Genomic DNA, 19,201 nt, shown 5'->3' with positions numbered 1-19,201 from the left:
CATAAGAGACTATTCACATAGGGAGTTGTTCAACGTGTCGGAAAAAAGAGTCGCCGTGATCGGTGCCGGACCAGGAGGACTTGCGGCTGCGATGCTGCTCGCAAGCCGTGGTGTGAAGGTAACAGTATTTGAGAAGCAGGCGTTCGTCGGTGGACGAACGTCTCGTCTTCAAGTCGGAGAATTCGCGTTCGATCGTGGCCCGACTTTTTTAAATATGCCGTATATTTTAGAAGAGATTTTCGAAGAGACGGGTCGCGATTTACATGACTACGTCGAGATGAAACGCCTTGAACCGATGTACGACCTTTATTTCGATCGAGGGAACCGGGTACTGTCGATGACGACCGACCGTGATCAAATGCATCAGGCGATTGAAGAGCAATTCCCTGGGAACGGGGATGGCTATGAACGTTTCATGGCCGAACAAGCCATCAAGCTTTCGAAGTTGATGCCGGTCCTGCAGACGGCGCATGACAAGCTGACGGATTACGTGGCTACACGCGTCTTGAAGGCGTTGCCGTTCTTGTCGATTGGTAAATCGTTATATGACGTGTTATCGGAATACTTCACGAGCGAGGAGCTGAAGTACGCCTTCACGTTCCAAGCCAAATATTTAGGGATGTCTGCTTGGGATTGTCCAGGCGGCTTCTCGATTCTGTCGTATATGGAGCATGCCTACGGCGTCCATCATCCGATTGGCGGCGTGAACCAACTATGTACAGCGATGGCGCGCGTCATCGAAGAAGAGGGCGGTGAGATTCGTCTCGGAGAAGGCGTTGACCGTCTCTTGCTCGATGGGAAGCGTGTTAACGGTCTCGTGGCGAACAACGTGCATTACGCGTTCGATGAAGTGATTGTCGGGGCCGATTTCGCCCATGCGATGACGACGCTCGTCCCGAGCGATGCGCTCACGCGTTGGAGTCCGAAACAACTGAAGAAGAAGCGCTACTCGTGTTCGACGTTCATGCTCTATCTCGGGCTCGATCGCGTCTATGACGACGTCGCCCATCACTCGATTCATTTCGCAGACGACTACGAGCGTAACGTGAAAGAGATGACGCAAGACTTGAAGCTGAGTGAAGACTTCTCCTTCTACGTGCAGAACGCGTCAAACATTGACCCGACGCTGGCACCAGCCGGTAAATCGTCACTCTACGTCCTCGTGCCGGTCCCGAACAATCTGTCGAACTTGCCTTGGGAGAAGCTCGAGGCGACGATGACGGAACGTGTCCTCGATGCGCTTGAGACGCGTTCACCGTATCGCGACATTCGTAACCATATCGAGGTCATGCAGCCGCTCACGCCGAACGACTGGGAAGCGTTCGGTGTATATGAAGGAGCCACGTTCAATCTCGGACACAACTTATCGCAGATGATGTATTTCCGTCCGCACAATCAGTTCGAGGAACTCGATCACGTCTGGCTCGTCGGCGGGGGCACTCATCCAGGCAGCGGACTGCCGACGATTTTTGAGTCGGCGCGGATCACGGCGAACCTATTGCGTGACCGGGCAGGTGTCGGCCAATGAACATCAGCTTCGTCGGTGCCGGAATCGGGTCGCTTTACGCGGCCTTGCTCCTGACCCATAAATATCCGTCGCTACACGTGACCATCTATGAGAAAGAATCCCGCGTCGGGGGTCGACTCAATTATGTCGAATTCGAGAACGGTGCCCGCGTCGATGAGGGGCCGACCATCGTCCTGTTACCCGGGAAACTGAAAAGTCAGCTTCAAGAAGCCGGGTTCCCGGAACGTGAGCTCGAACTGCTTGAAGTCGACCCGCTCTATCGCCTCCGTTATGAGGATGGGACGACGTTCTATAAATATCGCGATATCGAGCGCCAGGCGGCCGAAATCGACCGTCTTTTCAACGAGGGTGCCAGATTCAAAAAATATATGGCCCAAAAACGAGAAGAGTATCGCCTCGGCTTCGACGCGTTCTTGGACCGGGGCTATAAGAGCAAGACGGATCTGTTCGAGCCGAAGTTATTAATGCTCCTCATGCGCTTGAAGGCGTATGAGACGGCCCACGAGAACATGAAACGCTTCTTTAAGGACGAACGTCTTCGTGTCGCCTATAGTCTGCAAACGCTCTACATCGGCGGCAACCCGTATGACACGCCATCCCTCTATGGCTTGATTCCGTATCGGGAGCAAGAAGAGGGGATTTGGTACGTCAAAGGAGGATATTTCTCGCTGGCGACGAAAATAGAACAAGAGTTGAAGCGCCGGGGCGTCACGTTCAAGCTGAACGCGAAGGTGGAACGCGTCCGCGTCGCCGAAGGTCGGGCGGATGCGGTCGTCGTCGACGGAGTCGTCCATCCGTATGATGCGGTCGTCGTCAACGGCGACTTCCCGCTCATGGAACGCTTGATTGATGGCGTCAAGCCAAAGTCGTATGAACCGTCGAGTGGGACTCTCTTGTTGTATTTCACCGTGAACGGGGACATCGACTTGCCGGTCCACCAATTCGATTTACCGACTGATTTTGCCGGGTCGATGCGGACCATCTTCGAAGATGGTAAACTGAGCAAGTATCCAGCGATGTATACGTTCAATCCGTCCCTCATCGATGACTCGCTCGCACCGATGGGCACGAGCGTGCTGTACGTACTCGTACCGGTGCCTCGTAAATTGGAACGGAAAGACTTCGAAGCGAGCGGTGCGATCGAGCATTTGATCGGCCGCATCGAACGAATGGTGCCCGATTTCAGAGACCGTGTCTTGGAAATGAAAGTCCGGACGCCGATGGACGCGGAACGATTCGGCTTGTTCGAGGGTGGAAGCTTCGGCATCGCACCGAAATTGGCCCAGTCGGCCGCGTTCAAACCGCAGGCCCGTCCGTATGCCCAGATTGACCGTCTCTATGCGGTCGGGGCATCGGTCCATCCGTGCGGAGGCGTTCCAATCGTCATGATCGGCTCGCAACTGTTAGTGAAAAGAATGGAAGAAGAAATGGGGGCATTGTACCATGACGACACAAGAAGCGTATCGTCAATGTGAAGACGTAATGAAAAAAGGCTCGCTCACGTTCTATCGGGCCTTTTCCCTGCTCTCTAAACCTGACCGCCAAGCCGTGGCTGCGGTCTATACGTTTTGTCGGACACTCGATGACGCGGTCGACGAATCTGATAGCCCCGAGGAAAGTTTGACGCATTTTTTGGCCGAGTTCGATCGTTTCTTGGCGGGCGAACCATTGCCGGATGCGCTCTGGGTGGCGCTCGAGGATGTCTGGAAGCGATACGACATGGACGTCGAACCGTTCTTCGAGTTGGCCGAAGGCATGAAATGGGACTTACATAAGACGCGTTATGCGACGCTCGAGGAGACGGAGCAGTATGGCTATTACGCGGCCAGTACCGTCGGCTTGATGCTGTTACCGATTCTCGCGCCGGACGCCGATGCGGGTGGACGCCAGCAATTGAAGCAAGGCGCCATCGATTTAGGAATTGCCATGCAGTTGACGAACATCTTGCGCGACGTCGGGGAAGACCTCGATCGGGACCGGATTTATGTGCCCCAGTCGTTGCTCGCCGAGTTCGGTGTCGAGGAAGCCGATTTGTTTGCGCGGCAAGTGACTCCGGCGTTCATCGACGTCTGGGAGACAGTGGCCCGTCGCGCGGAAGCGTTATACAGCAGCGCCCGGGAGACGCATCACTTGTATCCTGTGACGAGCCGGAAGCCTGTCGCGGCGGCAGCGCTCCTCTATGAAGGGATTTTAGATGCGGCCCGGCAGAACGGGCATGACGTCTTCACGAAGCGGGCGTATGTCTCGACGATTCAAAAAGGCAAACTGTTGACCAGATTATAAGCAAGGGCGGTCGTCTTGAGACGGCTGCCTTTTTTGCGCACAAAAAAACCACTTTTGGCGGGGGACCAAAAGTGGTGTAAGCGTTATGTGATTCGTTCATCGGGGAAACGAACGAATCGGACGTGATGAACCCTAAAGATGTGCCTCGTTTCATGGGGAATGAAACAATGGGGCATCTTCGCTGAAGCAGGATGCTTGATGGACTAAGGGGGAACATCAGATGCATGCTGTTCCAGCTGCGGGATACGAGTGGGGAAACTCGCTCATCACTTTTTTCTCGGGTGTGACAAGTTCAAAACGCGATAGGCTCGGGGAAGCCATTCGATCGCTACAGGTGTAACTAACGTTACAAAACTGCTTGAACTCGAATATGATATTATCACGTCTGTCCCGTGTCGACAAGTGTCGAATCCTCTGTTCACAAAATGTTCAAATTGTCAGAGGTATGTCCTCTAACATCGATCGGGCCGCGAATTGTCCTGAAAGCGTCACCATCGGGCTACCGCCACCAGGGTGGGTCGAACCGCCCGCAAACCAGATGTTTGAGACGTCTTCGGAACGGGCCGACGGACGGAAAAACGCTCCTTTTTTCGAGTTGGCCGACGTCCCGTAAAGCGCTCCGTAGTAGGCGTAAAAATCACGGGTCAAATCGAGTGGAGTGACGCGGCGATGGAACAAGACATCGCTGTCTTCCCAATCGACACCGAACGTGCGGAGCCGTCGACGAATCAAATGCTCATACGTCTCGGCATCGATATCGGTCATATGGGCCGGCGCATTGACGAGGATGAACAAGTTATCGCCGGCTTCTCCCATTGACGGGTCGGTATGGGCCGAGTTCGAGATATAGATCGTCGGCTCATCGGCATAGCGTTCCTCTTCAAACAAGGCCCGGAACTCGGCCTCGTAGTCGTCTGAGAAATAGACGTTGTGATGGGCGAGATTCAATCGTTTGTTCAAGCCGATCATGATGACGAAAGCGGACACCGATGGCTCGATCGTGTCGCGTGTCGGTACCGGGAACGAGGGACGGTCCATCGCGTCGACGAGACGCGGATATTGCGTGAGCAGTTCCCCGTTCAGAAGGACGGCATCGCAAGACATGACCTCTTCGTGGTCGATGACGACCGCATGGGCCTTCCCGTTCGTCACTTCGATTTTCGTCACCTCATGGCCGAGCCGGAACTCGACGCCGAGCTCGCTCGCCCGTTTCGCGAAGCCTTTCGCGATCGTCCAGTTCCCACCTTTGGCGAAATAGACGCCGTCATTCAGCTCGAGATGCGAGATGAGCGCGAACGTGCCTGGTGTGACGTAGGGGCTGCTGCCGATATACGTCGCATACCGGTCGAGTGCTTGGATGATGCGAGGGTCCTTGAAGTACTTTTTATGGAGCGCATGCAGGCTCTTGAGCGGATGCACTTTCATCATGTCGGCCCAAAGACCGGTATCGATTTTCGAGTCCATCCGCGTGAAGAAGCGGTGATTGGCAATCTCGAACAGTTTTTCCGCCTCGTCTAAGTAAGCGGCCAATTGATTTTTATCGGCTTTGTCGCCGGTCAGACGGCGCACCTCAGCTTCCATTTTTTCGCGGTCCGAATCGAATGTGAACGTCGAACCGTCGGAGAAGTGGTTGACCGTGTGCGACTCGAGTTTGACGAGCTCAAAATAGTCATCCGGGTTGGCGCCGCTGTTGCGGATGACGGAGCGGAACACGTCCGGCATCGTAATCGTATTCGGTCCGAAGTCGAAGCGGTGTCCATCGGTGATAATCGGCATGAGCTTCCCACCGACATGCTCGTTCTTTTCAATGACGGTCACGTCGTAACCGCGGGCGGCCAAGGTGACGGCGGCACTCAAGCCGCCGAGACCGGCCCCGATAATGGCGATATGTTTCATAGTATGCCTCCTAATTATTGATACGTCCGGCCTTTCCATGAAATCGGCTTCCGTCGCCATTTGCGCACGACCGCGCTCGACAAGAGGAGCAAGTAGGCGATGAGACTGAACGGGTGGAGCCAAAACTGGCGGCCACCCGATTTGACATCGATGGCGAGGCGCGCGAGCAAAACGAACGCGCATGCCAAGAATGAAATCCAGTCCATGCGGACGAGAAAGACGATGAAAGCAGACAGCTGGATGCCGTAGTAGAGAAAGAAATAAAGGGCGATGCCCACTGCTTCATTCATTCCCTTGAATACGTTCTTTGAAAACCCATTCCAGACTTCTTCATTCGTCGCATACATGTCACACGTGATATACGGCGAGACGTTGACGAGCGACGTGATCTTTTTCCGACGTTTGAACTCGCGGCAGAGATCGATGTCGTCAATCAATGAATCATGAATCGAGGCGTGCCCTCCGACATCCTCGTAGCTCGCCCGCTCGACGAGGACGTTCATCCCGTTGGCCGCGGCGAAGGCAGGATGACGGACTTTTCGCCAAAACAGGGGCAAATGCTGGGCGATTAAGACGTGCTGCATCGGAATCAACAGTTTCCCGAGCCAAGTCGGTGTCGGGAAACGGGGGAAGCCCGACAAGAAGACCGCTCCTTCGCGGGCGAGTGTGCCGTGAAGTCGACCGATGAACGTCGGGTCGATCGTCACGTCGGCATCGAGGAACAATACATACGGCTCGGTCGTCCGGGTCGCCAACTGATGGCATGCATGGACTTTACCGGCCCAGCCTTCCGGGAGCGGCACCCCACGGAAGATGGTGAAGCGGGAATCGCCCGCAATCGCTTGAACGAGCGCCTCATATGTACCGTCCTCGGACCGGTCCTCATACAAATAAACGTGACATTCATCCGTCAAGGCTGCCTTCAAACTTGTGACGAGTTTCGGCACGTTCCGCTCCTCGTTCCGAAGCGGGATGCAAATCGCGGTCGAAGGGACAGGGGCCGGAGCGGTGAGCGGCCGGAGGAATAGCAAGTTCACCAGCGTGAAGACGAGCATCAGGGACGTGATGACGAACAGAATCATGAGCGGCCTCTTCCGAGTTGGAGCACGTGCTCTGTCCAATCCGCCAAGCTGCGCTTCGGAGGGAACAGCTCGATATAGCGGTCGGATTGTGCGATCACGTCGTCGCGCGTATCGTCATATAGTCGCTCAAGTGCTTTGGCGAGCTCTTGTTTTTGGTCACGTCGCGTCTTAGAGACGACCGTATGGTTGCGGAACCGCACATAGACGAGCGGGGCGGCGTGGGACGCGAACGTATAATAGATGGCGCACAACTGGACTTCTGGATTGTGAATCAGCATCGTTGCACCGGAACCGATCTCGAGCGGGCGATGCTCCTGTGGATACTCACGTCCTTGCGGGAACACCCAGACGGACTTGCCAGCGAGTAACAGCCGATTAGCATAGTCGAGCGAGGCGCGCACGTCCGATAGTTTGCCTTTTTTGATGGAGAACGCACCTAAGTGGCGGAAGAACGGGAAGCGGCGCAGTCCATCCTCATCCATCAAGACGTGGACGTCGTGACGCAAATAATATTCGTTCAACATGAGCAGAATCATCCCGTCCCACCACGAGCTGTGTGTGCTCAAAAACAATCCAGGTGTCGGCACGTCATCGGCCCGGACGTGAATCGTATGGAAAAACGGACGGATTTGACGCTCTTTGACGAACGTCGAGAACAGGTTATTGAACCATTTCTTTTTGCTCGCTTCGATCATGACGGCTCCTCCGTTCTATCAAGATGAGACCTGCGGCGGTCACGAGGCTGAGGACACCGATCCCGTAGAGACCGGCGTTGACGGCCGTGACTCCGAACAAGGCGTGAAGCATGACGAACAAATAACGGCCGTGCCCGAGCAACATCGGTTCCGCCTCGACTTCAAACCGGTCGAGTAACCAAGAGAAAATGAGCGACAGTCCGAACCAGCCGACGAAGTTTTGCGTCGGGATATCATAATACAAACCGTCATTGGCCCATTCCCAATAGCCTTTCACGTTCGCGGCGACCGGATCGATTGCCATGTCGAGCCAAACAGCGAGGAATGGGACGAGCCAGAGCGTGCGGTTCTTGAACGAGAACAAGCGGGCGACGGCAAAACTCGAGCCGATGACGGCGAGCCAGGCTGCACCGATTGTGACCGGTACACCGAACACGGTCGGACCGAACGCCTCGGCGTAGATATACTCGCTGAACGGGAACCCGGTTTTGACACCGAGCGTCTCGACAGCGATTGAGCCGAAGAAGATGAACGGGACAATCCAGCGGGCGTGGCGGACGCCGTCCGCGATCACCCAACCACCGATGGCCCCAGCGAGCCATAAGAATACCGGGTTTGCCCATTCGAGCCAACTCGGCAACAAATCAAAGCCAACGAGGACGACCCCGATGACATACCAAACTAAAAACCATTTCCAAATCCATGGATACACTTTCATTTCATCACCTCTATTACCATTCTAGAGAGGTTTGTGACATCCGTCTAATAAATGCATGCAAAAAAAGAGCCCCTCGAGAGGGACCCATCAATTCGCCATCCGTTTTCGTTTCTTGACGAACGAGAAGGCGATGAATAAGACGTAGAATGTGACGGCGATGAACCAGAACGACGGCCATTCTTTCCACCGGGCGAAAATCATGTACGTCAAGTAGATGAGACTGACTGTGATGATGAACGAATGGCGCGGGAGCGGCACATCTTTGAAACTCGGGATACGCACGCGGCTGACCATGAGCAGGGCGAGACCCGTGAAAAAGATTGGGGTGAGCAGTTCATTAATCTGGTCCCCGAACGTCGTCACGACGGCGAGCAGTCCGCCGGCCGCGGTGATCGGGACGCCTGAGAAGTAGCTGGCCGTGACGTTCGTCGCCGATAAGTTGAAGCGGGCCAAGCGGTAGGCGCCGAACAGCGGGAATAGGGCGGCGAAGAAGAGGCCGTAATTGCCGTAATCGATAAAGAACGTGTAGTAGGCGAGTAACGCCGGGGCGACCCCGAACGTGACGACATCGGCGAGCGAGTCGAGTTCTTTCCCGAAGTCACCGGCCACTCCGAGCATACGGGCCAGCCGTCCGTCGAGACTATCGAGCATCATGGCGATGATAATCAGTAACGTCGCGTTCGAAAAGTCGCCGCGCGCCGCATAGACGATGGCCAAGACGCCACAGAACAAGTTGCCGAACGTAAATGAGTTAGGAATCCACGAGCGGATTCGTTCTTTCCACATAGGTATTGCCTCCATCTTTGTTATTGAGTGAACCAGCGACCGTCCGTGAATCCGAGCAAGTCAGCCGGAGCGAGTTCGAGTTGATAGCCGCGTTTTCCGGCCGAGATGATAATCGTGTCTTTTTGTTTGGCGCTGTCGTGAAGAAACACAGGGAATCGTTTCTTCGCACCAATCGGCGAGACCCCGCCCCGGATGTACCCGGTCAGTGCCTCGAGTTCCTTCACCGGTACGGGCGACGCCTTTTTGGCGCCCCAGGCTTTTGCGGCCGCTTTTAAGTCGATATCGAGCTCTCCTGAAATCAAAAAGAAGGCGAATCGGCGTTGCTCGTTCTCGAGACAAATCGTTTTATACAGTTGGTCGAGCGGTTTACCGAGTGATGCGGCGACATGCTTGGCCGAGACGTCGGACTCGTCCACTTCATATGTGTGATACGTGAACGGGACGTTCCGTTGTTTCAGTTGTCTTGCGGCGTTTGTCAGTTGCATCGGTCCCACCCTTTCGTTGAACGACTCTTTTAAGAATAGCAAATAGTGGTAGCGTCGGGCAATCGAACTCGGAAAGTTTTCATGACAAGAAGGAAACAGAATCCATGATAGAGAAATGAATAGTGATTCATTTTATCATGAAGGGGGAAATTAGGATGGAAACGATTCAACTGGAACAGCGGAACGGGGTCGGCTGGCTGAAATGGGACCGGCCGGAAAAATTGAACGCATTAAATGAGACGTTGCTTCGCGAGGCGAGGGAAGCGATGGAGCAGCTCGTGGCGGATGAGGCCGTCCACGTCATCGTGCTCGTCGGGCAAGGACGTGCCTTCTCATCGGGACAGGACTTGACGATTGAGAGTGACGCCGACTATGGAGTGTATTTAGAAGAGGTGTATCATCCACTCGTGCGGGCGCTTGCCGACTGTCCGAAACCAATCATTGCCGGCATTCATGGGGTCGTCGCGGGGGCGGGTCTCAGTCTGGCGCTCGCCGCGGACGTCCGGCTCGTCGCAAGGTCGACGAAGTTCAGTTCGGCGTTCATCAAAATCGGTCTCGTCGCCGACGCGGGGGGACCGTACCATTTGCGACGCTTGATGCGGCCAGATCTCGCGCTCGCTTGGATGTGGAGCGGCAGCACGATTGACGCCAAACAGGCCGAGACGTTCGGTCTCGTTACGGAGCTCGTCGAGGATGAGGCGTACTTGGAGCGGTTGACGACATACGCCGAGACGCTCGCAGCCAAGTCACCGACAGCGGTGCAAGGCATGAAGGCGTTGTTCCGAGCCGATTCGTTCGAGGACGGGCTCGAGCAAGAGATTATCTGGCAACGGAAATGTGGGCAGACGGACGTTCATCGCCAGGCGATGCAGGCGTTCTTAAATCGATAATCGATAAAAAAAGAAGCGGTCACAGCGACCGCTTCTTTTTGATTGGTTATGAAGTTGGCTTCGGTTCGAACTGGAAGCCTTTTTGTTGCCACGTCCCGTATTTCCAGCGCCGGAAGGCGAAGAAACCGCGGAACCACTCGTCGAGTGAGAAGGCGAGCCAAATCCCGAGGACGCCGAGCCCCATCTGGAGACCGAACAAATAACTGAAGACGACGGCGACGCCCCACATCGAGGCGATTCCAATCATGACCGGGAAGCGAACGTCGCCGACCGACTTGAGCGAGCCCATCAAGACGATGTTCATGGCACGACCTGGCTCCAGGATGAGCGTCGCCCATAAAATCGGTACGCCGACGGCGATGATGTCCGGGTTCGACGTGAACAGGCCGAGCAACGACTTACCGAAGACGGCGAGTCCGAGTGAGGCCACGAGTGATGCGAACATGGCGAGCTTCAACGTCTTGACGGCGCGGGTATACGCCTCTTTAAACCGTTTCCCGCCGATGTCACGGGCAATCAACAGCTGCGTCCCTTGCGCGACGGCGACCGTGAACAAGAAGGCGAGCATCGACAGGTTCATGACATAGACGCGGGCGGCGAGGGACGCCTCACCCATCGTGGCGATGAAACCGGTGATGATGATTTGTGAGAACTGATACGACAAGTTCTCTCCAGCCGATGGTACCCCGATTTGGAGCAAGGCACGGATATCATCGCGTTGCGGCTTAATCAATTCTTTGAGCGGGAAGCGGAGCATGAGTCGCTTCTTGACGATCCAGAACAAGAGTACCATCGCCGAGAAACGGGCGATGACGATGGCCCAGGCGACACCGGCGACACCTGTCACCGGGAGGCCGAACCAACCCATGACGGCAATCATGGCTCCGATGGCCGTGATGATATCGATGAGAAGCGTCGCGAGCATCGCATGTTTCGTCATCCCGTGACTCCGGAGGACGGAACTGAGCGCCATGATGAGCGCCTCGGTGAAGAGCGACAACCCGACGATTTGTAAAAACAAGAGACCGTGGTCGAATAGCTCATCCGATAGACCGAACAGGCGGAGGAACGTCTCACCGAACAAGAACACGACGGCGACCATGATCACGCCGAGCCACATGTTCAAGCTGACGGCAGAACGGGCGAAGTCGCGGCTCTTCTTCATCCGATTGGCGCCGATGGCTTGACCGATCAAGATGGTCGCGCCGACCGACGTCACGCTGAAGACGATTAAGAAGACGTTCAAAATTTGGTTGGCGACGCCGACGGCAGAAGCGGCGGCATCTGAGTAATGGGCCAACATGAGCGTGGCGATAATCCCGGTCCCCATATGGAGCGCGAGCTCGATGAAGATTGGCCACGATATTTTAAATAAACTGAGCTGTTCGGTGTTTTTGTTCGGCATGTGTATTCTCCCTTGTTTCTACAATTCTCTCTATGAAATATTTACGTTGTCAAAATCACAAGGGTCATGTTACTCCTTTTGATATGAAAAAGAAAGGGATTTAGCAAATTATTTTCAACAAAAAAAACACCCGCCGAAACGGGTGCAAAACCGAATTTATTTCATTTTCAAAATCGTGGCGCTGAACGGTGCGAGTTCGACTTCAAGTGAGTCTACATCGCGGTCGTGAAGCAAATCGTAAGCGCTTCCCGTATGCCAGAGTGGGTTCAGCTTCGATACCGTCTCTGAGTTATTGAAGTATATCAAATATGTCTCGTCTTTCGTGCAACGCTCAATGATGAGTGCGTTCGACTCGTTATCGACGAGGTTGAAGCGATACGACCCGGCGTTAGCAAGCACCGGGTGCTCTTTGCGAAGTCGAATCAATTTTTGGATATAGCGGAACAGCTCCCGGTCTTCCTGCGTCTCATCCCACGGCATGCAACGACGGCAGCCCGGGTCTTGTTCACCCTCGAGACCGATTTCATCCCCGTAATAGATACATGGGCTGCCCGTGTACGTGAGCATCGACGTCATGAGCAACTTGAACTTTCCTTTATGTCCTTTCGCTCGTGTAAGGGCACGCGGCGTGTCGTGCGAATCGATCAAGTTGAACGTCACTTCGTTCACGTTCGTCGTGTTCATCATCTCGACGCGCGTCAATTCATCCCGGAACTCGGAAGCGGACGTACGGTCGAGCGCGAAATAGTTGAGGCTCGCGTTCGTGAACGGGTAGTTCATAACCGCATCGAACTGATCGCCTTGAAGCCACGGCTGCGCGTCATGCCAAATCTCACCGAGGATGTACGCTTCTGGGTTCGCTTGTTTCACGGCTTTCCGGAAGTCGCGCCAGAACGCATGATCGACTTCGTTGGCGACGTCCAAACGCCAGCCGTCGATGCCGAACTCCTCGACCCAATAGCGCGCGACTTCTAATAGATAAGCTTTTAGCGCCGGGTGCTCCGTATTGATTTTCGGCATGTTCTTCTCGAACGCGAACGTATCGTAGTTCGGCTTCGGTGTCGTCTCGATCGGGAAGTCACGAAGGTAGAACCAGTCCCGGTACTCCGACTGCGGTCCGTTCTCGACGACGTCGAGGAACCACGGGTGATTGTACCCGACGTGGTTGAAGACCGCGTCGAGCATGACTTTAATCCCGTTCTCGTGCAGAAGGTCGACGAGTTGTTTGAACTGTTCCTTCGTTCCGAACTGAGGATCGATTTCCATATAATCGAGCGTATCGTATTTATGGTTCGTCGTCGCCTTGAAGATCGGGCAGAAGTAGATGCCGGTAATGCCGAGGTCGACGATGTGGTCGATATGATCGATGATCCCTTGGAAGTCGCCGCCGAAGAAGTTCGTGATTGTCGGCTCGGTGCTGTTCCACGGGAGCGTGCCTTCCGGGTCGAGTGACGAGTCACCGTTCGCGAACCGGTCCGGGAAGATTTGATACCAGACCGTATCTTTCACCCACGACGGGGCATGGAAGATGTCGACCGGGTTGATGAATGGGACGCAGAAATAGTAGCCCGTGTCATCGAGCGGTTTATCTTCGAACCAACCTTTTTCCGTATAGACGGCCGTCTCATTGCCGTCATGGAGACGGAAGCCGTAACGGAGCCGGCGGAATGGCGGCTTGATGGCGATGAACCAATAGTCGTATTGGTCGTCGTGTCCGATCTTTTCCATCGGTGTCTCGAACGTGCGCCAGAAGCTCGGCTTGTCCGGATCGAAGTTCCACATGGCCGGGTCTTCCGAATGCCAGTCATATGGGTCATTCCAAATTAAGTCAACAGATTGGATATCATTTCTTTTCGTATGGAATCGAATATGTATCGTTTCTCGGTCGTACTTGTACACGAAAGGGGACATGGCGCGATGATAGATAGCTTCTTTAATCAAATGAAATCGTTCCTTTCTCTCTTAGGGTTGTTACCATTTTACACTGTCTGTTCAGAAAAGAAACATCAGTTGTGAAAACGTTTGCTCAAGCAAAGGGTAATAAAGCGTTTACATTTTGTCAATCGTTCGATTCCTTGTTTCATAAGAAAAACACCCACAAAAAGTTCAAAAAGAGATAAATGGGACAACAGCAGGAAAAATTCCTAAAAAAAAGTCTTGTAAAACGCTTACACAACTGTATAATAAAAATTGAGGTGAGGATGCAAACGTTTTCACTAACCTACTGATTCTGTAGCGGAGTTGTTTAAAATCAGTAGGCCAGTGCGATTGCGCAAATCTGACCATACTATTCCTTGGGGAGGTTTTTCATCATGAAGATGAAAAAAATGGTAGCAGGACTTTCAACGGCAGTATTCGCTTTCGGTGCACTTGCTGCATGTGGTGGCGGTACGGACAACGGTTCTACTAACGAAGGCGGTTCTACTAGCGAGAACAAGCCAGAAAAAATCGTAATTTGGGAAGATATTGAAAAGTCGGAAACGACGAAAGAAGTTGCGAAGGCGTTTGAAGAAGAACACGGCGTCGCAGTTGAAGTCGTTGAAGTCCAAATGACGGATCAAAAAGACAAGTTGGCGCTTGATGGCCCAGCTGGTAAAGGTCCTGATATCGTTCTCGTACCACACGACCAAATCGGAACAATCGCTGACCAAGGTCACTTGGCTCCACTTACGGATGAAGGCGCACTTGAAGCGTTCACAGACGCTTCGAAATCGGCTGTCATGTTCGACGGACAAGCTTACGGCTATCCGAAATCAGTTGAAACACCAGTCCTCATGTACAACAAGGATTTGGTATCAGAAGCTCCTACTTCAATGGACGACTTGTACAAGTTGTCTACAGATCTTAAAGACAAAGGTGAGTACGGCTTCCTCGGTCTTTGGGATAACTTCTACTTCGCTCACGGTGTAGTGGCTGGCTTCGGCGGTTACGTCTTCAAAGAAGACGGCGGCGCGCTCGACCCAACCGACATCGGTTTGAACAACGAAGGCGCAGTTGAAGGCTTCGACTACATCGGCAAATGGTACCAAGAAGGCCTCTTCCCTAAAGGGTTGATCGGCGAGTCTGGTGGCCAAGCGATGGACCAACTCTTCACTGAGAAGAAAGCACACACAGTCATGAACGGACCATGGGCCGTAGCTGGTTACCAAGATGCTGGCGTCAACCTTGGAGCGTCTGCATTGCCGACACTTCCAAACGGTGAGCCAATCAAGACGTTCATGGGCGTGAAGACATACGCACTTTCTGCTTACACAGAAAACCAAGAGTGGGCTGAAATGTTCCTCGCAGAACTCACGAACGAAGAGAACGCATTGAAAATGTTCGAAGCGTACAACGAGATTCCACCAGTAGCAGCACTCGAGTCGAATGAGACAATCACGTCGAACGAAGTTGCGAAAGCGGTATTCGATCAAGCGACGAACGCAATCCCAATGCCTAACATTCCTGAAATGGGACAAGTTTGGGAGCCAATGGCACAAGCACTTCAGCTCGTAGCAACTGGCAAGCAAGATGCACAAAAATCAGCTGACGATGCTGTTAAAGTCATCGAGCAACAAATCCAAGCGAACAACCAATAAGGACAAGAGATGATGGGGTACGCCGACTGGCGTTCCCCCTCATTTTCTAGAATTGAGCAAACGCTTGCTCGATTGATTTGCTCAAATTGAAAGGAGAAATTGAGGATGGCTTCAATTGCGAACCCGAAAACGCCGGATCAACGTCCGGACAAACAACCGACCAATCATGCTCGGAACGCTGCATTACTCTCGATCATTCCGGGAGCCGGTCAATTTTATAACAACCAAAAAGCGAAAGCAATCGCTTTCTTTATTGTCATCATGTCTTATTTTGCAGTAAACTACGATCTCTTTTTCAAAGGAGCAGGCGCTGGACCTGGCGACCGTGGCGGCCTTTGGGGATTGATCACGCTTGGCGAAGTGGCAGGACCTCGTAACGACCATTCCATCTTCTTGATGGTAGAAGGTATTGTCGCATTGATCTTACTTTTCTTCGGAATCGCGTTCTACGTCTGGAACATTCGTGACGCTTACCGAGTCGGTCGCATTCGTGATCAGCACCTAAACGTTGCAACGTTCCAAGTGCAACTTCGCAACTTGCGTGACCACGGATTCCCATACCTGATGTTAATTCCGTCGCTCATCTTGCTCGTCTTCACCGTTATTCTTCCATTGATTTTCACATTCTTGATCGCCTTCACGAACTATCGCTACAACAACGCACCACCGGCGAAACTCGTGGAATGGGTCGGATTTGAGAACTTCACACGAATCTTTGAAATTGATATTTTCCGTGACACGTTCGTCGGCGTTCTTGGTTGGACGCTCGTCTGGACAGTCGCTTCGACGGTCGGTGTCATCGCCATCGGGATCTTCCTTGCAGTCCTCTTGAACCAAGAAGGTCTTCGTTTCCGTCGCTTGTTCCGCTCAATCTTGATTTTGTCATGGGCCGTACCGGCGTTCATCACGATCTTGATTTTCCGTTCGATGTTCAACGAATCGTTCGGGGTATTCAATACGACGATTCTTCCGGCGTTCGGACTTGATCCGATCAACTGGATGACCGATCCGACGGCGACACGCAGTGCGCTCATCTTGATTCAATGGTGGCTCGGCTTCCCGTTCATCATGACGCTCATGACTGGGGTGCTTCAATCCATCCCGGGTGACTTATATGAAGCGGCGACGATTGACGGTGCGACCATCTTTGATAAGTTCCGTTTAATCACATTACCGATGCTCTTGTTCGCAACAGCACCGATTCTCATCACGCAGTTCACGTTCAACTTCAACAACTTCAACATCATCTATCTCTTTAACGGTGGTGGACCGGCTGTTCCGGGCCAAACTGCCGGTGGTACCGATATCTTGATTTCATGGATTTACAAATTGTCGCTCGGAGCCAACCCGCAATACGGACTTGCGGCTGCGATTACGCTCATCTTGTCATTCTTCATCATGACACTTGCCGTCATCCAGTTCCGTCGGACAAAATCTTTCAAAGACGAGGATATGATCTGATATGAAAAAACAAAAACGAATCAATTTGGCGTTCTCTTATGTCATCTTGACGCTTGCGTCGATCATCATTCTCTATCCAATGCTTTGGGTGGTCGGGACGTCATTCAACCCGGGTCGTACGATCACATCGACCATCATTCCGTCGAACCCGACATTTATTCACTATAAAAACTTGTTCGATCTATCTATTTCGGATTATAGTTTATGGTATGTGAACACATTAAAAATTGCAGTCATCACAATGTTGCTCTCAGTCGTTTTGGTAACGATTACAGGTTATGTCTTCTCGCGTTACCGTTTCGTGGGACGGAAGAACTCGCTCGTCATGTTCCTCGTCTTACAGATGGTCCCGCAATTCGTTGCCATCATCGCCATCTACGTGCTCTTGAACATGCTCAACCTTCTTGATACGCACACAGCCCTTATTTTGCTGTATGCCGGAGGCGCAATCCCGATGAACACGTACTTGGCAAAAGGTTATTTCGATACGATTCCGAAAGAGCTCGATGAAGCTGCTCGGATGGATGGTGCCGGTCACCTTCGTATCTTCTGGCAAATCATTTTGCCGCTCGCGAAGCCAATCGTCGCAACGATCGCCTTGTTCAACTTCATGGGCCCGTTCAACGACTTCATCTTGGCATCGCTCGTCCTTCGTTCACCAGAGAAACAGACGCTCGCGGTTGGTCTTTACAACATGATCTCTCGACAGTTCGACAACAACTTCACGTTGTTCGCGGCAGGCGCCGTCCTTTCGGCCCTCCCAATCGTCCTCTTGTTCTTCATGTTCCAACGCTACTTCGTCTCGGGTCTCACTGCCGGTGGTACGAAAGGATAATACTCACTTAAGGGGGAAGCGATATGAGGCGAGGCGTCGTGCTCGTTCTTCTGTCGCTTCTTTTGTTTCCAACAATCGTCGGAGCGAAAGAAGCAGCATCATGGGAACAGGAACGCATGTACTTTATCATGGTCGACCGGTTTGTTGACGGGAATCCGGACAACAACGCGCAGGTCGACAAAGATGACCCGAAAGCCTTTCACGGGGGCGATATCCGCGGCGTGATTGAAAAGCTCGATTATATCGAGTCGCTCGGGTTCACGTCGGTCTGGCTGACACCGGTGTTTGAAAACATGCCGGACGGCTATCACGGATATTGGATTAAAGACTTTTATAACATCGATCCCCAATTTGGGACGAAAGAAGATTTGCAAGAACTCGTTGACGAGGCCCATAAACGGGACATGAAAGTCATCCTCGACTTCGTCGTCAACCACGTCGGTCCGAAACATCCATGGGTCGAAGAACGACCGGACTGGTTCCATGACGAGTTGCCGATCGTGCTTTGGAACGATCAAGAACAAGTCGAGACGCACTGGCTGTTCGACTTGCCGGACTTCAAAACGGAAGATCCGGAAGTGAAAGACTACTTACTCGAGGCGGCCACGTATTGGATTGAAGAGACCGGCATTGACGGCTATCGTCTCGATACGGTGCGTCACGTCGACAAACCGTTTTGGGAAGACTTCGTTAAAGCGGTCCGGGCCGTCGACCCCGACTTTTATCTGTTGGCCGAAGTGTTCGACCCAGATCCACAGTACGTCGCGGAATATGATGACCTAGGCTTCAACAGCATCACGAACTTCACGTTTTACGACCGCGTCTCGAAGACGATGACGCAAAAGTCGGCGAGTGTAGACGAAATCGACGTGGCCGCCAGCTACGCCGAGACGTTCTTCAACGACCCGAACCAAATGGCGACGTTCCTCGATAACCACGACGTAGAACGATTCATGCACGTCGCGGAACTCGGCGGGGCCGAGTCGGCCGAGCGTCGCCTACGCCTCGGATTGTTCGCCCTTTATGCGTCTCCAGGCATGCCGATCGTCTTCCAAGGGACGGAGAACGCACAAAAGGGCGGAGCCGATCCGGCGAACCGGGCCATGACCGATTTCCCTGGAAATGAAGAGCTCCATGAATACGTCACGATGATGAACCGGATGCGAGAGGAATATCCCGTCTTCGCGACCGGCGAACAACGCATGATCGCCTCGAAAGACGGCATGGCCGTGTTCGAGCGTCGTGACGGCGACGATGTCGCTTTGTACGCTATCAATATGAACGCCGAGGACCGAGAGATTGAATTCGAGGTAAGCGAAGTCGGAGAAGATACACGCCTTCGTGGTCTCTTGTTCTCACAACTTGTCACCGACAAACGTGGCACGTTCACCATCAAGCTCGCAGGAGAAAGCGCGAACGCCTACATCGTCGAAGAATCGGAAGTGAACATGTGGACGATCGGTCTACTTGTCATCGCCATCCCGATTTTCTTGACTGGATTGGTCATGTGGAAGCGTCGCAAGAGCGCGAGCTGACGATACCCTGTGATAGGGAACTAT

General features: G+C 53.2%; 16 protein-coding genes. 8 read left to right on the top strand and 8 right to left on the bottom strand.

All coding sequences use genetic code 11. The features are described 5' to 3' along the window. Position 1 precedes the first annotated feature (1 nt). Genes KNP82_RS10835 through KNP82_RS10825 form a run of 3 tightly spaced genes read left to right on the top strand, consistent with a single transcriptional unit; the run spans position 2 to position 3,811 of the window. The gene (locus tag KNP82_RS10835; RefSeq protein ID WP_214828019.1) at positions 2 to 1,528 is read left to right on the top strand and encodes a phytoene desaturase family protein; all 1,527 of its coding nucleotides are present in this window, start codon (positions 2 to 4) and stop codon (positions 1,526 to 1,528) included. After that, positions 1,525 to 3,003, top strand: a complete 1,479-nt coding sequence (locus KNP82_RS10830; RefSeq protein WP_214827984.1) for a phytoene desaturase family protein — start codon at positions 1,525 to 1,527, stop codon at positions 3,001 to 3,003. The genes KNP82_RS10835 and KNP82_RS10830 overlap by 4 nt, the downstream gene beginning before the upstream one ends. Further along, positions 2,972 to 3,811, top strand: a complete 840-nt coding sequence (locus KNP82_RS10825; protein WP_058763050.1) for a phytoene/squalene synthase family protein — start codon at positions 2,972 to 2,974, stop codon at positions 3,809 to 3,811. The genes KNP82_RS10830 and KNP82_RS10825 overlap by 32 nt, the downstream gene beginning before the upstream one ends. A gap of 429 nt (positions 3,812 to 4,240) precedes the next feature. Here the strand turns inward: KNP82_RS10825 and KNP82_RS10820 are convergent, their stop codons facing one another. The 6 genes from KNP82_RS10820 to ybaK form a co-directional block, all read right to left on the bottom strand. Beyond that, positions 4,241 to 5,707 carry a phytoene desaturase family protein gene (locus tag KNP82_RS10820; protein ID WP_058763052.1) on the bottom strand — a complete coding sequence of 489 codons (1,467 nt, stop codon included), beginning with the start codon at positions 5,705 to 5,707 and terminating at the stop codon, positions 4,241 to 4,243. A gap of 14 nt (positions 5,708 to 5,721) precedes the next feature. Continuing rightward, a complete protein-coding gene (locus KNP82_RS10815; RefSeq protein ID WP_029595952.1) occupies positions 5,722 to 6,789 on the bottom strand; it encodes a glycosyltransferase family 2 protein in 1,068 nt (355 codons plus the stop codon). After that, positions 6,786 to 7,484, bottom strand: a complete 699-nt coding sequence (locus tag KNP82_RS10810; protein ID WP_214827981.1) for a lysophospholipid acyltransferase family protein — start codon at positions 7,482 to 7,484, stop codon at positions 6,786 to 6,788. Before KNP82_RS10810 ends, KNP82_RS10815 begins: the two co-directional genes overlap by 4 nt. Next, positions 7,450 to 8,202: a carotenoid biosynthesis protein gene (locus KNP82_RS10805; protein ID WP_021066675.1), complete on the bottom strand. Its 753-nt coding sequence runs from the start codon at positions 8,200 to 8,202 to the stop codon at positions 7,450 to 7,452. Before KNP82_RS10805 ends, KNP82_RS10810 begins: the two co-directional genes overlap by 35 nt. A gap of 87 nt (positions 8,203 to 8,289) precedes the next feature. Next, positions 8,290 to 8,988 carry a CDP-diacylglycerol--serine O-phosphatidyltransferase gene (gene pssA, locus KNP82_RS10800; RefSeq protein ID WP_021066674.1) on the bottom strand — a complete coding sequence of 233 codons (699 nt, stop codon included), beginning with the start codon at positions 8,986 to 8,988 and terminating at the stop codon, positions 8,290 to 8,292. A gap of 20 nt (positions 8,989 to 9,008) precedes the next feature. After that, the gene (gene ybaK / locus KNP82_RS10795) at positions 9,009 to 9,473 is read right to left on the bottom strand and encodes a Cys-tRNA(Pro) deacylase (RefSeq protein WP_058763054.1); all 465 of its coding nucleotides are present in this window, start codon (positions 9,471 to 9,473) and stop codon (positions 9,009 to 9,011) included. 155 nt (positions 9,474 to 9,628) lie between these two features. On the opposite strand from ybaK, the gene KNP82_RS10790 reads away from it, so the two are divergent. Next, positions 9,629 to 10,363 (top strand): enoyl-CoA hydratase/isomerase family protein, encoded by a 735-nt coding sequence (locus tag KNP82_RS10790; RefSeq protein ID WP_021066672.1) that lies wholly within the window; start codon positions 9,629 to 9,631, stop codon positions 10,361 to 10,363. Positions 10,364 to 10,409: 46 nt separating this feature from the next. Here the strand turns inward: KNP82_RS10790 and KNP82_RS10785 are convergent, their stop codons facing one another. Together KNP82_RS10785 and KNP82_RS10780 are read right to left on the bottom strand one after the other, a co-directional pair. After that, the gene (locus tag KNP82_RS10785; RefSeq protein WP_021066671.1) at positions 10,410 to 11,768 is read right to left on the bottom strand and encodes an MATE family efflux transporter; all 1,359 of its coding nucleotides are present in this window, start codon (positions 11,766 to 11,768) and stop codon (positions 10,410 to 10,412) included. Positions 11,769 to 11,924: 156 nt separating this feature from the next. Beyond that, on the bottom strand, positions 11,925 to 13,709 hold the full coding sequence (locus KNP82_RS10780) for a glycoside hydrolase family 13 protein (RefSeq protein ID WP_029595949.1): 1,785 nt from the start codon (positions 13,707 to 13,709) through the stop codon (positions 11,925 to 11,927). Positions 13,710 to 14,080: 371 nt separating this feature from the next. Between KNP82_RS10780 and KNP82_RS10775 the strand changes: the two genes are divergently transcribed. The 4 genes from KNP82_RS10775 (at position 14,081) to KNP82_RS10760 (ending at position 19,177) form a co-directional block, all read left to right on the top strand. Then, positions 14,081 to 15,346: an extracellular solute-binding protein gene (locus KNP82_RS10775; RefSeq protein WP_029595948.1), complete on the top strand. Its 1,266-nt coding sequence runs from the start codon at positions 14,081 to 14,083 to the stop codon at positions 15,344 to 15,346. 105 nt (positions 15,347 to 15,451) lie between these two features. Continuing rightward, on the top strand, positions 15,452 to 16,807 hold the full coding sequence (locus KNP82_RS10770) for a carbohydrate ABC transporter permease (protein WP_021066668.1): 1,356 nt from the start codon (positions 15,452 to 15,454) through the stop codon (positions 16,805 to 16,807). A 1-nt stretch (position 16,808) separates the two neighbouring features. Further along, positions 16,809 to 17,642: a sugar ABC transporter permease gene (locus KNP82_RS10765; RefSeq protein ID WP_021066667.1), complete on the top strand. Its 834-nt coding sequence runs from the start codon at positions 16,809 to 16,811 to the stop codon at positions 17,640 to 17,642. Positions 17,643 to 17,665: 23 nt separating this feature from the next. Beyond that, positions 17,666 to 19,177 carry an alpha-amylase family glycosyl hydrolase gene (locus tag KNP82_RS10760; RefSeq protein WP_058763056.1) on the top strand — a complete coding sequence of 504 codons (1,512 nt, stop codon included), beginning with the start codon at positions 17,666 to 17,668 and terminating at the stop codon, positions 19,175 to 19,177. The last annotated feature ends 24 nt before the right edge of the window (positions 19,178 to 19,201 follow it).

The organism is Exiguobacterium sp. s26, from assembly GCF_018618235.1.
Classification (GTDB): Bacteria; Bacillota; Bacilli; order Exiguobacteriales; family Exiguobacteriaceae; genus Exiguobacterium; species Exiguobacterium chiriqhucha.
Note: the sequence above shows the minus strand (reverse complement) of the source record. Positions and strands in the feature narration are given on the sequence as shown.